At 69.5% G+C, this 14,110-nt stretch carries 13 protein-coding genes and 1 pseudogene; 11 read left to right on the top strand and 3 right to left on the bottom strand.

Annotation, left to right across the window (positions count from 1 at the left end; all coding sequences use genetic code 11):
* Window positions 1-3: 3 nt before the first annotated feature.
* From pafA to ABZY11_RS16815, 11 genes are all read left to right on the top strand, one after another.
* On the top strand, window positions 4-1,365 hold the full coding sequence (pafA, locus tag ABZY11_RS16865; RefSeq protein WP_093541264.1) for a Pup--protein ligase: 1,362 nt from the start codon (window positions 4-6) through the stop codon (window positions 1,363-1,365).
* A 126-nt stretch (window positions 1,366-1,491) separates the two neighbouring features.
* Window positions 1,492-2,436: an FKBP-type peptidyl-prolyl cis-trans isomerase gene (locus ABZY11_RS16860; RefSeq protein WP_356479853.1), complete on the top strand. Its 945-nt coding sequence runs from the start codon at window positions 1,492-1,494 to the stop codon at window positions 2,434-2,436.
* Between the two features lie 46 nt (window positions 2,437-2,482).
* The gene (locus tag ABZY11_RS16855) at window positions 2,483-2,857 is read left to right on the top strand and encodes an FKBP-type peptidyl-prolyl cis-trans isomerase (RefSeq protein ID WP_124718714.1); all 375 of its coding nucleotides are present in this window, start codon (window positions 2,483-2,485) and stop codon (window positions 2,855-2,857) included.
* 113 nt (window positions 2,858-2,970) lie between these two features.
* Entirely contained in the window at window positions 2,971-3,924 is a 954-nt protein-coding gene (locus ABZY11_RS16850; RefSeq protein WP_356479852.1) for a WYL domain-containing protein, read from the top strand.
* A 16-nt stretch (window positions 3,925-3,940) separates the two neighbouring features.
* A complete protein-coding gene (locus ABZY11_RS16845) occupies window positions 3,941-4,897 on the top strand; it encodes a WYL domain-containing protein (RefSeq protein ID WP_356479851.1) in 957 nt (318 codons plus the stop codon).
* A 19-nt stretch (window positions 4,898-4,916) separates the two neighbouring features.
* Window positions 4,917-5,186 carry a hypothetical protein gene (locus ABZY11_RS16840; RefSeq protein WP_356479850.1) on the top strand — a complete coding sequence of 90 codons (270 nt, stop codon included), beginning with the start codon at window positions 4,917-4,919 and terminating at the stop codon, window positions 5,184-5,186.
* Window positions 5,187-5,232: 46 nt separating this feature from the next.
* Window positions 5,233-5,430 (top strand): hypothetical protein, encoded by a 198-nt coding sequence (locus tag ABZY11_RS16835; RefSeq protein ID WP_356479849.1) that lies wholly within the window; start codon window positions 5,233-5,235, stop codon window positions 5,428-5,430.
* Between the two features lie 214 nt (window positions 5,431-5,644).
* Entirely contained in the window at window positions 5,645-5,938 is a 294-nt protein-coding gene (gene tatA, locus ABZY11_RS16830) for a Sec-independent protein translocase subunit TatA (RefSeq protein ID WP_072484415.1), read from the top strand.
* Between the two features lie 49 nt (window positions 5,939-5,987).
* Window positions 5,988-6,935, top strand: a complete 948-nt coding sequence (gene tatC, locus ABZY11_RS16825; protein ID WP_356479848.1) for a twin-arginine translocase subunit TatC — start codon at window positions 5,988-5,990, stop codon at window positions 6,933-6,935.
* A gap of 17 nt (window positions 6,936-6,952) precedes the next feature.
* Window positions 6,953-7,861, top strand: a complete 909-nt coding sequence (locus tag ABZY11_RS16820; RefSeq protein WP_356479847.1) for a diacylglycerol kinase — start codon at window positions 6,953-6,955, stop codon at window positions 7,859-7,861.
* Window positions 7,862-7,906: 45 nt separating this feature from the next.
* Window positions 7,907-10,741, top strand: coding sequence for a DEAD/DEAH box helicase (locus tag ABZY11_RS16815; RefSeq protein ID WP_356479846.1), 2,835 nt, complete (start codon window positions 7,907-7,909; stop codon window positions 10,739-10,741).
* 201 nt (window positions 10,742-10,942) lie between these two features.
* Here ABZY11_RS16815 and ABZY11_RS16810 read toward each other — a convergent pair whose 3' ends face one another.
* From ABZY11_RS16810 to ABZY11_RS16800, 3 genes and pseudogenes are all read right to left on the bottom strand, one after another.
* On the bottom strand, window positions 10,943-12,025 hold the full coding sequence (locus tag ABZY11_RS16810) for an LLM class flavin-dependent oxidoreductase (protein WP_356479845.1): 1,083 nt from the start codon (window positions 12,023-12,025) through the stop codon (window positions 10,943-10,945).
* A 203-nt stretch (window positions 12,026-12,228) separates the two neighbouring features.
* Window positions 12,229-13,500: pseudogene (locus tag ABZY11_RS16805) on the bottom strand (allophanate hydrolase); the annotation flags it as partial.
* 9 nt (window positions 13,501-13,509) lie between these two features.
* On the bottom strand, window positions 13,510-14,110 hold a 601-nt coding region (locus tag ABZY11_RS16800; protein WP_356479844.1), incomplete at its 5' end, for a helix-turn-helix domain-containing protein.

Here is a 14,110-nt window from a genome sequence, read left to right as displayed (position 1 = left end):
GTCATGGACCGCCGCATTTTCGGGCTGGAGAACGAGTACGGCGTCACGTGCACGTTCAGGGGACAGCGCCGACTGTCCCCTGATGAAGTGGCGCGCTACCTCTTCCGCCGTGTTGTGTCATGGGGCCGCAGCAGCAATGTCTTTCTGCGGAACGGCGCCCGCCTCTACCTCGACGTGGGATCGCATCCGGAATATGCAACCCCCGAATGCGACAACCTGACCGAATTGGTCACCCACGACAAGGCCGGCGAGCGCATTCTCGAAGGCCTGCTCGTCGACGCCGAACGCCGCCTGCACGAGGAGGGAATCGCGGGCGACGTCTATCTCTTCAAGAACAACACCGACTCGGCGGGAAACTCCTACGGATGTCATGAGAACTACCTCGTGGCACGGCACGGAGAATTCTCCCGGCTCGCGGACATCCTCATTCCCTTCCTCGTCACGAGGCAGCTGATCTGCGGCGCGGGCAAGGTGCTGCAGACCCCCCGGGGCGCGGTCTACTGCGTCAGCCAGCGTGCCGAGCACATCTGGGAGGGCGTCAGTTCCGCGACCACGCGTTCCCGCCCGATCATCAATACACGTGACGAACCGCACGCGGACGCGGAGCGGTATCGCCGCCTTCACGTCATCGTCGGTGACTCCAACATGTCCGAGACGACCATGCTGCTCAAGGTCGGCGCGACCGATCTGGTGCTCCGCATGATCGAAGCGGGCACGGTGATGCGGGATCTGACGCTGGAGAACCCGATCCGGGCGATCCGCGAGGTCAGCCACGACACCACCGGGCAGCGCAAGGTGCGCCTGGCCAGTGGCCGTGAGGCGTCCGCCATCGAGGTGCAGCGCGAGTACTACGAGAAGGCCGTCGACTTCGTCGACCGCCGTGGCATCCGTACCGGAACCGTCGCACAGGTCCTGGAGCTCTGGGGCCGTACGCTCGACGCGATCGAGGCCGAGGACCTCGACCGGATCGAGACCGAGATCGACTGGGTGATGAAGTACAAGCTCATCGAGCGGTACCGGGCCAAGCACAACATGACCATGTCGCATCCGCGGGTCGCCCAGATAGACCTCGCGTACCACGACATCCACCGCCGTCGCGGCCTGTACTACCTGCTGGAGCGCAAGGGACAGGCCGCCCGCGTCTGCAACGACCTGAAGATCTTCGAGGGCAAGTCCGTGCCCCCGCAGACGACCAGGGCGCGGCTGCGCGGCGACTTCATCCGCAGGGCGCAGGAGCAGCGGCGGGACTTCACCGTCGACTGGGTGCACCTCAAGCTCAACGACCAGGCGCAGCGCACGGTGTTGTGCAAGGACCCGTTCCGTTCGGTGGACGACCGTGTGGAGAAATTGATCGCGGGTATGTGAGCCGGTACAGCACGATCCCGGCCGCCGACGCGACGCGGGCCCCGTACGTTCCTCGTACGGGGCCCTGCGTACGCCCTAGAGTGTCGGGGACTCAACCAACCGTGCCGTCTGAGATCTGAGGAACAAGTGCGCCGACTTGCCGGCCTTCTCGTCGTCCCCCTGTTGCTGTTGACAGCGTGCGGCGAAGAAAAGGGCTCCGATTCCGTTTCCGCTTCCGCCGCGTCGAAGGACGGGTTCCCCGCGATCACCGCGGGCGCGAAATTCGGTGAGAAGCCGACCCTGGCCAAGGGCACGGGGAACCCGCCCAAGAAGCTGAAGACCAGAGTCGTCAGCCAGGGAGACGGCGCCACGCTCAAGAACGGCGACGCGATCCAGGTCAACTACCTCGGCCAGTCCTGGGACTCCGACAAGCCGTTCGACAACAGTTTCGACCGCAAGCAGCCGTTCGACCTGACCCTCGGCGCCGGCATGGTCATCCAGGGCTGGGACAAGGGTCTCGTCGGCCAGAAGGTCGGCAGCAGGGTCCAGCTGGTCATTCCGCCGGACCTCGGTTACGGCGCCCAGGGCCAGGGCGACATCAAGCCCAACGCCACGCTCGTCTTCGTCGTCGACGTCCTGAAGTCGACGCAGATCCCGGCCTCCGCCAAGGGCACCGAGGTCGCCCAGGACAACATCGACCTGCCGAAGGTCGGCACCAACACCGACGGCAAGGCCCCCAAGGTCACCGTCCCGACCAAGACCGACCCGCCCACGAAGCTCGTCTCCAACTACATCCTGGAGTCCAAGGGCGAGGTCGTGAAGGACACCGACAGCGTCGTCGTGAACTACGTCGCACTGACGTGGAAGGACGGCAAGACGTTCGACAGCACCTACAGCGCGGGCAAGACGCAGACCTTCCCGCTCGCCCAGGTGACCCTGAAGGGCCTGAAGAACGGTCTGGTCGGCAAGAAGATCGGCAGCCGTGTGCTCCTCGTCATCCCGCCGGACCAGGGCTTCGGGGACAAGGCGCAGCAGACCATCCCCGCCAAGTCCACGCTGGTCTTCGCCGTGGACCTCCTGGCGAAGATGTAAGACTGTCCCGGTTGCCCAGCAGTTCATCAGTAAGAGGAGCAAGTCAGTGAGCATCGAGAAGCCCGAGATCGACTTCCCGGGTGGCGAGCCGCCGGCCGATCTGGAGATCAAGGACATCTGGGAAGGCGACGGACCGGTTGCCGAGAAGGGCGCCACTGTCTCCGTCCATTACGTGGGCGTGGCCTTCTCCACCGGCGAGGAGTTCGACGCCTCCTGGAACCGCGGCACCCCGCTGCAGTTCCAGCTCGGTGCCGGCCAGGTCATCGCCGGCTGGGACCAGGGCGTGCAGGGCATGAAGGTCGGCGGCCGTCGTCAGCTGACCATTCCCGCGCACCTCGCGTACGGCGACCGCGGCGCCGGTGGCGGCCGCATCGCGCCCGGCGAGACGCTGATCTTCGTCTGCGACCTGGTCGCCGTCTGATCCGCCTCCGTGCGATACGAGGGCCCGTGCCGCCAGGCACGGGCCCTCGCTTTTGTCCCGACACCGCGTAGCGGTACGGTCGACGGTCGTAGAGCGAAACAGAAAGGGCGTCGATGGCGATTGCCAAGGCCGAGCGGCTGATGAACCTGGCGCTGTGTCTGCTGGGGACCCGCCGACCGCTCAGCAAGCGCGAACTGCGCGGTTCCATCGAGGCCTATCTGGAAGCGGGCTCCGACGACGCCTTCAACCGGATGTTCGAGCGCGACAAGGACGATCTGCGCGAGCTCGGACTGATCATCGAGACCGTGGAGAACCTGGACGGCGAGACGGGATATCTCGCCCGCCGCGACAGCAACCGGCTGCCCCCGATCACGCTGGACGCCGAGGAGGCCGCCGCGCTCGGACTGGCCGCCAAGGTCTGGCAGCAGGCGCGGCTGGCCGGTGCGGCCAGCGGTGCGCTCCAGAAGCTGCGGGCCGCCGGCATGCCGGAGGCCGAGGACACGTACGAGGTGCACAGCGCCCTCGAACCGCGCATCCCCGTCCATGAGGCGGCGTTCGAGCCGCTGATGCTGGCCTGCCGCGACCGCCGTCCGGTCACCTTCGACTACCGCAAGGGCAATGCCGCCAAGCCCGAACAGCGCCAGGTCGAGCCGTGGACCCTGGAGTGCTGGCGCGGACACTGGTATCTGGCCGGCTGGGACCGGGACCGCGGCGCCGAGCGGGTGTTCCGGCTCTCCCGGATCACCGGCCGGGTCCGCTCCCGGGCCGGGGCGTTCACCGCCGAGGTGCCCGACGTCGTGACCGTGCGCGAGACCGTCGAGAGCTGGGCGGGGGAGACGGCGACCCGGACCGCGCTGATCAGGCTGCGTACCGGGGCCGGCTACCCGCTGCGCTCGCGCGCCGTGTCGGTCCGGGAACTCGGGAACGGCTGGGACGAGTTGGAGATTCCGTACGGTCACGGGCTGGACGCCTGGCTCGTCGAGTTCGGTCCGGACGTCGTCGTGCAGGAACCCGCCGATCTGCGGGCCGATGTGGTGGACCGGCTGCGCGCCGTGGCCAAGGACTGAGAGAGGGACGGCACTGATGGCCACGAACGCGATCGACCAGACCCGCCGGATGCTCTCCCTGGTGACGTATCTGCGCGAGCGCCCCGGCGCCCATGTCCAGGACGTCGCCCGTGCCTTCGGGATCACCGAGGACGAACTGATCTCGGACCTCGACGTACTGCCCATGTGCGGGACGAGCTTCCGCGGCGGGGATCTGCTGGACATCGACACCGACGGCGACCGCATCTGGTGGCACAACCCGGACGACGTCGCCGAGCCGCTGCGGCTCGCCGCCGACGAGGCGACGGCCCTGCTGGTCGCCGCCCGTGCCGTGGCCACGCTGCCGGGGCTGCGCGAGAGCGACCGGCAGGCGCTGCTGCGGGCCACCGCGAAGCTGGAGACCGCGGCCGGCGAGGTGGGGGCGGCGAGCTCCCGGCTCTCGGTCACCTTCGAGTCGGAGGGCGGCGTCTTCGCCGATGTCGACCGGGCGATCTCCGAGCGGCGCCGGCTCTGGCTGCGCTACTACTCGCCCGCGCGCGACGAACTCACCGAGCGCGAGGTGGACCCGATCCGGCTGTTCGCCGTGGGGCACACGTACATGGAGGCCTGGTGCAGGTCGTCCGAGGACCGGCGTACGTTCCGGCTCGACCGGGTGGCCGAGATCCGGCTGCTGGACGAGCCCGCCGCGCCGCCCGAGCTGGAACTGCGGGATCTGTCCGAGGGGCTTGTCCAGCCGGCCGCCGAGGACCCGGAAGTCGTCGTCGAGGTGGGCCCCGGCGGACGCTGGGTCGCCGAGTACTACCCGCACGACAGCGCGCAGGAGTTGTCCGACGGCGGGCTGCGGATCGCCCTGCGCACCCCCGACCCGGCCTCGCTGCGCAGGCTCGCGCTGCGACTGGGCGGCGAGGGCCGCATCGTCTCCCCGCCGGAGCTGGCGCGGAGCGCACAGCAGGCGGCCCGTGCGGCACTGGCCGCGTACGACGAACCGGTCTGAGCGGAAGCCTGAGGGAGATATGAGCAATATGTCTGTGGTGTCAGGTGTGCCGACCGTGGTGGTGCCCGAGTCCGTACGGTTCAAGGCCGCCTGCCCGGACTGCCGTGAACGGTTCGAACTCGCCGCGGGTGCGATTCGCCTCGCCGTGGGGGCGAGCCGCCGGACGACCTTCTACTCCTTCACCTGCCCGCAGTGCGGTGCGGCCGTCCGCAAACCCGCGGGGGAACGGATAGTCGACCTCCTCAGCAGGGGCGGGGTGCGGACGCTGCGCCTCCACACCGGCATCTAGACCTCTTCCACACCGTCGGACACCTAGACACATCGAGGCTCTGCCCATGTTCTGGCCCATGCTCGCCATCGCCCTGGGATTTCTGGGGATCGCCGTACTCGGCGTGCTGGCCGTCAAGGTCTTCATCGAGGCCCAGCGGCTCGGGAGCCAGGTGACGCGGACCACCCAGCGCATCAACCGGGCGGCGGAGGACCTCGAAAGAGCGGCGACGGACCTTGCCGCGACCGGCGAGGCACTGCGCTAGCAGGGGAGCGGGCTCTTGATCCACTGGCACGGAGGTACGCTGCTGGGCATCGGCCCAGGGGGAGGCGCGGGCCGCAAGCGGGAGTATGCACGGGCATTGCCTTGCGTTTACCCCTGCGGGTTACGATCGCTGTCAGCGCGCAGGTTGGACGTGTGTCCGGCCGAATGGGTAGCGAGCCCGCCCTCCAGTCGCCTCAGTGAGAAGGAAGTCGCACATGATCGGCAATCTGAAGCCCCTCGAGATCGTTCTGATCATCGCCGTCATCTTGCTGCTCTTCGGTGCCAAGAAGCTTCCCGACATGGCGCGTTCGCTCGGCAAGTCGGCCCGCATCCTCAAGAGTGAGGCCAAGGCCATGAAGAAGGACGACGCGGAGCCTGCAGGGCCCACCACGGAGACCGCCGCGGACACCGCACCGCAGGCAGCACCCGCCCGTACCATTCAGGCCGCTCCGGGAGACGTCAGCAGCGCCCGTCCGGTCAGCGAGGCCAAGCCCACCACCCAGAACTGACAGCTGACCCGCTCCACCGACAGCTGCCGCACGAGACGAGGGAAGTGGGTTGCTCAAGTCTGCCCGCAAGCAGGAGAAAGACGACGAGGGGCGGATGCCTCTCCTCGATCACCTGCGTGAGCTGCGCGATCGACTGCTGAAGTCGGTCCTGGCCATCGTGATTGCCGTGATCGCGGCAGCGTTCTTCCAGAAGGAAATCTTCGAGTTCCTGATGAAGCCGATCCTGGATTCGGTCGGCTGCAAGAACGGCGCCGTGACCATGATCAATGGTCGACCGTGCGCGGAGATGACCACCAACGGTCTGCTGTCACCGTTTACCATCGCGTTGAAGGTGTCCCTGATGACGGGTGTGTTGGCGGCCACCCCCGTCTGGCTCTACCAGCTGTGGGCATTTGTGGCCCCGGGCCTTCACAAGCACGAGAAGCGCCACGCGGTGGCCTTCGTCGCGGCCGGGGTGCCGCTCTTCCTGGCCGGCGCCTACCTGGCGTACGAGATCCTGCCGCAGACGGCCCAGATCATGCTGGGGTTCACGCCCGACAACGTGAAGAACCTGCTGCCGCTTGACGACTTTCTCGACTTGATCACCCGCATGGTGATCGTCTTCGGGCTGGCCTTCGAGCTGCCACTGCTGCTGGTCCTGCTCAATATTACCGGGGTCCTGTCCGGCGCTCGCATGCTGCGCTGGTGGCGCGGGATGATCGTCGGACTCACCGCGTTCGCGGCCATCGCGACACCGGGCGGCGATCCCATCTCGATGCTTCTGCTCTCGGGTCCGCTCGCGGTGCTCTACTTCATCGCGGTGGGTTTCTCCCTTCTCAACGACAAGCGCAGGCAGCGTTCCAATCCCGATGCTGGCCTTGACGACGACGAGGCTTCGGAGCTGGACCTCACCCCCGAGGACATCGGTGAGATCGAATCGGTCTCGTCCAGCCGGTCGTTGCCCACGCAGGCGAGCTCGGACCGTGACCGGGGCAACGGTTACGACGACATCACCTGACCTTGTAGGGTCCCCGGGTGACCAGCGAGATCACCCTTTTTGTCAATCCCACCGCAGGACGCGGCCGGGGCGCGCACGCCGCGCAGCCGGCCGCTTCCGCGTTGCGGGACGCCGGATTCTCCGTGCGTACGGTCCTCGGCGAGGACGCCGACGACGCCCTGCGGCGGGCCCGTGAGGCCGTCGCGGGCGGGACCGGTGCCCTGATAGCCGTGGGTGGGGACGGCGTGATGTCGCTCGCCCTGCAGGCCGTCGCGGGAACGATGACCCCGCTCGGGGTCGTGGCCGTCGGCACCGGGAACGACTTCGCCCGCGCGCTCGGACTGCCGATACGGGATCCGGCCGCCGCCGGACGGCTGGCCGCCGAGGTACTCAAGGGCGGCGCCGTCCGTGAGATCGACCTGGGCCGGGTCGGTGAGCGGTGGTTCGGGTCGGTGCTCGCCTCCGGTTTCGACTCCCGGGTCAACGACCGGGGGAACCGGATGAGATGGGTCGGCGGGCGGTTCAAGTACGACCTGGCGATCCTCGCCGAACTCGCCGCGTTCAAGCCCATTCCGTACCGCGTCAGGCTGGACGGCGGACCGGTCAGGGAGATCGAGGCGACGCTCATCGCCGTAGGCAACGGATCGACGTACGGCGGCGGCATGCGGATCTGCGCGGACGCGGTGATGGACGACGGGCTGTTCGACGTGACCGTCGTCGGGGACTGCAGCCGCACCACCCTGCTCAAGGTCTTCCCCCGCGTCTACAAGGGAACGCACCTCGACCACCCCAAGGTCACCGTGCACCGGGTCTCCTCCATCGAACTGACCGCAGCCGGTGTCACCGCGTACGCGGACGGTGAGCAACTCGGGGCGCTGCCGCTCACCGCGCACTGCGTGCCGGGCGCCGCGCGAGTGCTCGCACCGGGTTCTTCCGGCGGGATTTAAAGATCGTGCCTGGTGTCAGAGGTGGCGGGTAGGCTCGTAAGCAAGATGACAGAGGACCTCTCCCCAGCTGAGCGATACCAGGCTTCTCGGATCCGCGCCGCCGAGCTGGCCACCGCACTCGCGCCCTTCCGCGAGTTGTACGAATTCGATCTGGACCCTTATCAGATCGAGGCCTGCGAGGCCCTGGAGGCCGGCAAGGGGGTGCTCGTCGCGGCCCCGACCGGCTCGGGCAAGACGATCGTCGGCGAATTCGCCGTGCACCTCGCCCTGACACAGGGCCGCAAGTGCTTCTACACCACCCCCATCAAGGCCCTGTCCAACCAGAAGTTCGCCGACCTGGTCAAGCGCTACGGACCGGAGAAGGTCGGCCTGCTGACCGGCGACAACAGCGTCAACGCCGATGCCCCGGTGGTCGTCATGACCACCGAGGTGCTGCGGAACATGCTGTACGCGGGCTCGCAGGCGCTGCGGGGCCTCGGCTATGTGGTGATGGACGAGGTGCACTACCTCTCCGACCGCTTCCGGGGTGCCGTCTGGGAGGAAGTGATCATTCACCTTCCGGACTCCGTGACCCTCGTGTCACTGTCGGCGACCGTGTCCAACGCCGAGGAGTTCGGCGACTGGCTGGACACCGTCCGCGGTGACACTCAGGTGATCGTCTCCGAGCACCGCCCCGTGCCGCTCTGGCAGCATGTGCTGGCGGGCCGCCGGATGTACGACCTCTTCGAGGAGGAGACCGACCACGGCGGCCGCGGCATCGGCCGCCGCGAGGTCAACCCCGATCTCATCCGGCTCGCCCGGATGGAGAACCAGCGCGGTTACAACCCCCGTGAGCGGCGCCGCGGCAAGATGGTCCGCGAGGCGGACCGTGAGCGCGAGCGGCGCCAGCGCAGCCGGATCTGGACCCCGGCGAGGCCGGAGGTCATCGACCGGCTGGACGCCGAAGGGCTGCTCCCCGCCATCACGTTCATCTTCAGCCGGGCCGGCTGCGAGGCCGCCGTGCAGCAGTGTCTGCAGGCCGGACTGCGGCTCAACGACGAGGAGAAGCGGCGCCTGGTCCGCGAGATCGTCGAGGAGCGGACCGCGTCCATTCCCGGCGAGGACCTCCATGTCCTGGGCTACTACGAGTGGCTCGAAGGGCTGGAGCGGGGCATCGCCGCGCACCACGCGGGCATGCTGCCGACGTTCAAGGAAGTCGTCGAGGAGCTGTTCGTACGCGGGCTCGTCAAGGCCGTCTTCGCCACGGAGACGTTGGCCCTCGGCATCAACATGCCCGCGCGCTCGGTGGTGTTGGAGAAGCTCGTCAAGTGGAACGGCGAGCAGCACGCCGACATCACACCCGGCGAGTACACCCAGCTGACCGGGCGGGCCGGGCGGCGCGGCATCGATGTCGAGGGCCACGCGGTGGTGCTGTGGCAGCGCGGCATGGACCCGGGGGCGCTGGCCGGACTCGCGGGCACCCGCACGTATCCGCTGCGATCCAGCTTCCGGCCCTCCTACAACATGGCCGTCAACCTGGTTCAGCAGTTCGGGCGGCACCGTTCGCGCGAGCTGCTGGAGACCTCCTTCGCACAGTTCCAGGCGGACCGGTCGGTGGTCGGTATCTCCCGGCAGGTCCAGAAGAACGAAGAGGGGCTGGAGGGCTACCGGGAGGGCATGACCTGTCACCTCGGCGACTTCGAGGAGTACGCGCGGCTGCGCCGCGACCTCAAGGACCGGGAGACCGAACTCGCCAAGCAGGGGGCGACGCAGCGGCGGGCCGAGGCCGCGGCGTCCCTGGAGAGGCTCAAGCCCGGCGATGTCATCCATGTGCCCACCGGCAAGTTCGCCGGGCTGGCCCTGGTCCTCGACCCCGGACTGCCCGCCGGGCGGACCAACGGGCACGGCCACCGCGGGCTCGAATACCACGACGGGCCACGGCCGTTGGTGCTCACGGCCGAGCGTCAGGTCAAGCGGCTCGGCTCGATCGACTTCCCGGTTCCGGTGGAGGTGCTGGAGCGGATGCGGGTGCCGAAGTCGTTCAACCCGCGCTCTCCGCAGTCGCGCCGCGACCTGGCCTCCGCGCTGCGGACCAAGGCCGGGCACATAGCCCCCGAGCGGCACCGCAAGGGGCGGTCCGTCGCGGCCGACGACCGGCAGATCGCCCGCTACCGGGCGGAGCTGCGCGCGCATCCCTGCCACGGGTGCGACGAGCGCGAGGACCATGCGCGTTGGGCCGAGCGCTATCACCGGTTGCAGCGTGACACCAGGCAGCTGGAGCGGCGGATCGAGGGGCGGACGAACACGATCGCCCGCACCTTCGACCGGATCGTCGCGCTGCTCACCGAGCTCGACTATCTGCGGGGCCACGAGGTCACCGAGCACGGGCGCCGGCTGGCGCGGCTCTACGGCGAGCTCGATCTGCTGGCGAGCGAGTGCCTGCGGGCGGGGGTGTGGGAGGGGCTGAACCCTGCCGAACTCGCTGCGTGTGTCTCGGCGTTGGTGTACGAGGCGCGGCAGGCCGATGACGCGGTGGCGCCGAAGCTGCCGTCGGGCCCCGCGAAGACCGCGATGGGCGAGATGGTCCGGATCTGGGGCCGGCTCGATGTCCTGGAAGAGGACTTCAAGATCAACCAGGCGGAGGGCGTCGGGCAGCGCGAACCCGATCTGGGCTTTGCGTGGGCGGTCTACATGTGGGCGTCGGGGCGGACGCTGGACGAGGTGCTGGGCGAGGCGGAGATGCCGGCCGGGGACTTCGTGCGGTGGTGCAAGCAGGTGATCGACGTGCTGGGGCAGATTGCGGCTGCGGCGCCTCGGGACGGGAGTTCTGTGGCGCGGAATGCGCATAAGGCGGTGGATGCGGTGTTGCGGGGGGTTGTGGCGTACAGCTCTGTGGGGTGAGGTGTCCGCTGGGTGCGAGTTCCGGGGCGGGGGTTGCGGTGCGGTGTGGGTCGGGTGCGCCTGCGGCGGGTCTGTTCCCCTACCCGCCCTTTCCCGTAATTGGGGCGCTGCCCCGGACCCCGGTCCTCGAACGCCGGGCGGGCTGGAACCCGACTCCCGGAGGGGCCGGTTGTGGTCGGTCCGTCCGGGAGTCGGGTGTTGTCAGGCGGCTACGCGGGTCGCGTCTCGTTTGGCTACTTCCTCGCGGACTATCGGGATGACGTGCCGGCCGAAGTCGATCGCGTCGTCCAGGAGGTCGTAGCCGCGGGCCGACAGGATTTCCACGCCGAGGTCGTAGTAGTCCAGCAGGGCCTGTGCCACTGTCTCCGGCGTTCCGACCAGGGCTGTCGAGTTGCCGGCGCCGCCCGTCTCCGCCGCGGTCGGTGTCCACAGGGCGCGGTCGTGGCGGTCACTCTCGGCGGCCACCGCCAGGAGTCGCCGGGAGCCCGTGTTCTCCGGGTTGTTCAGCGGCCTGCCCGACTTTCGGGCCTTGATCCGGGCCAGGGTGCGGTGGGCCTTCTCCCAGGCCAGTTCCTCGGTCGGTGCGATGATCGGGCGGAAGGCGACCTGTATCTTCGGCACGTCCGTACGGCCCGCCGCCTTCGCGGCCTCCTTCACCGAGGCGATCTGCTCCGCGGTCTGTGCCAGTGGCTCGCCCCACAGGCAGTAGATGTCGGCCTCGGCGCCCCCTGCCGCGTACGCCGCCGGTGACGAACCCCCGAACGAGACCCGCGGATGCGGCTGTTGTACGGGGAAGGTGTCGCTCACGAAGTCGTTGAAGCGGTAGTGCGTGCCCTCGTGGTCGAAGGGCTCGTGCGAGGTCCAGGCCCTCTTGATGATCTGGATGGCCTCACGGGTGCGCGCGTACCGCTCGTCCTTGGTCAGGAAGTCGCCCTCGCGCTGCTGCTCGTGGTCGTTGCCTCCGGTGATGAAGTGCACGGCGAGGCGGCCGTCGCTGATCCGGTCCAGGGTCGCGAAGGTCTTGGCCGCGAACGTCGGGTACGAGACGTTGGGGCGGTGCGCCACCAGGATCTGGAGCGTCTCGGTGCGGGCCGCGACGTAGGCGGCGGCCGGAGACGGGTCGGGGGAGCCGGAGCCGTAGGCGAACAGCACCCGGTCCCAGCCGTGGTCCTCGTGTGCGCGGGCCAGCTTGAGGGTGTACTCCTTGTCGAAGGACGCCCCGGAGCGGGGGGTCACCTCGGAACCTTCGTTCGTTGCTGCGATGCCGAGAAATTCGACGGGCATGGCGAAGCCTCATCTCGTGCTGCGGAAAACCGGTCGGGTGAAGTGCTGACGCGGGAACGGTCAGCGGCAACACGAGGCGGACCACACTCGACCGAAGTCGATGTGGTCGCGGGTGACCAGCCGCAGCTGAGGGCGCATCTGCCCAGTGGAACAGGTGTGTTGGTGACCAGTCAACCGTTTCCGGGATCAATGGCCGGGACCTGATCCGGTGTCAGCAGGGCCGCGATCCGGGCCAGGCGTGCGTCGGTGTGCGCCGGGCCGATCAGCATCACGCCGAACGGCAGGCCGTCCACCTCAGCGGCGGGGACCGCCACCGCGCACTGGTCGAGCAGGTTGGTGGAGGCGGCGAACCGGCCGAGGCGGGCATTGGTGCCCAGCGGGTCCGCGGCGACCTCGGCGAGCGTGGGGTGCCCCGGCGCGGTGGGCAGCAGGAGGGCGTCCGCGTCGCCGAGTGCGGCCGTCGCGCCGGTACGGAGGCCGACCAGCCGGGCCTGATCGGCGAAGAGCCGGTGCGCCGGGATGTCGCGGGCCTCGGTGATGATCCGGGCCACCGTGGGGTCGAGGCCGGGTGCGGTGGGCGCGCGGTCGATGAACGCACCGACGGCGGTGTAGCGCTCGGCGACGAACGCACCGCCGTACAGCATCGCGCCGGTCTCGGTGAACGGCGTCAGGTCGATCGGCCCGAGCGTCGCGCCCGCTGCGCGGAGCCGGGCGGCCGTCGACTCGTACGCCGCCGCCCAGCCCGGGGCGAGTTCGCCCAGCTGCCCGGTGGGCGGGACCGCGATCCGCCAGGGGCCCGGGACACGGGAGCGACCGGGCCGCGCGGCCGGGTCGGCCATCAGGGCCATCGCCTGTTCGGCCTCGGGGAGCGTACGGGCGAGGACGGCGACGCAGTCCAGGCTCGCGCAGGCGGGGACCACACCGTCCGTCGGGACGAGACCGCGGGTCGGCTTCAGCCCGAAGACGCCGTTGAACGCGGCGGGGACACGGCCGGAGCCCGCGGTGTCGGTGCCCAGCGCGAGATCCACGATGCCCAGGGCCAGGGCGACCGCGGAACCGGAGCTGGAGCCGCCGCCGACCCGGTCCGGATCACACACGCAGGCCACCGCGCCGTACGGGGAACGGGTGCCGGTCAGGCCCGTGGCGAACTGGTCCATGTTGGTCGTGCCGAGCACCAGGGCTCCGGCGGCCCGTAGCCGGGCCACCACCGGGGCGTCGGAGCCCGGCTCGTACGCGTACGACGGGCAGCCCGCGGTGGTGGGGAGGCCGGCCACGTCGATGTTGCCCTTGACGGCCAGCAGGCGGCCCGCGAGGGGGAGGCGCTCGCCCGCGGTCAGGCGGGCGTCGAGCCGCTCGGCCTCCGCCTCCACCTCGTCCCGGGGGCGCAGATCGATCCAGAGTTCGGGGCGGTCCACCGCTTCGATCCGGGCGTGGGCGGCCCGGACGCGGGTGAGGACGGGGGAGGTTGTCGGCACGGTCGCCCCTCAGGTCCTGTTGGGCGGGGCCTGGGCCGTCCGTGGTGTGCCCGGCTCGTTCGGGGTGGCGGACAGGCCCGCGCGGCAGGCCAGTTGGAGGGCGAGGCGGACATCCGGCTGGTTCAGATCGGCGCCGGTCAGCTGGACGATCTTGCGGATGCGGGCGCCCACCGCGTTCCGGTGCAGATGGAGCGCGTCCGCGGCGCGGGCGGGCGAGTTGTTGTGGTCCAGGTATCCCTGGAGCGTGCGCAGCAGTGGCTCGGCGCGTTCCGGGCCCAATGCCAGTACCGGGGCGAGGAGTTCGCTGACCGCCTCGCGTGCCGTGTCGGAGGCGTACCACTCCAGCAGCATCCGGTCGAGGCCCACCGCGTCATGCGCCGCCACCGTGGACCCCGCACCGCGCGGCACCGCGGCACGGGCCTCCCGGGCGGAGGTACGGATGCCCAGCGGGCCCCGGTGCGGTGAACCCACGCCGCACCGCAGGCCGGCCTCCGGGCGCAGTCCGGCCAGCCGGTCCACCACCCGACGCGCCCGCGCCTGCTCCTTCGCCGCACGCAACGCCACCCGCGCCAGATCGACCCCCGAGGGCTCCGGCACCCTACCCCCACCG

Origin of the sequence: Streptomyces sp. NPDC006510 (genome assembly GCF_040611955.1) — a bacterium.
Taxonomy (GTDB): domain Bacteria; phylum Actinomycetota; class Actinomycetes; order Streptomycetales; family Streptomycetaceae; genus Streptomyces.
Note: the sequence above shows the minus strand (reverse complement) of the source record. Positions and strands in the feature narration are given on the sequence as shown.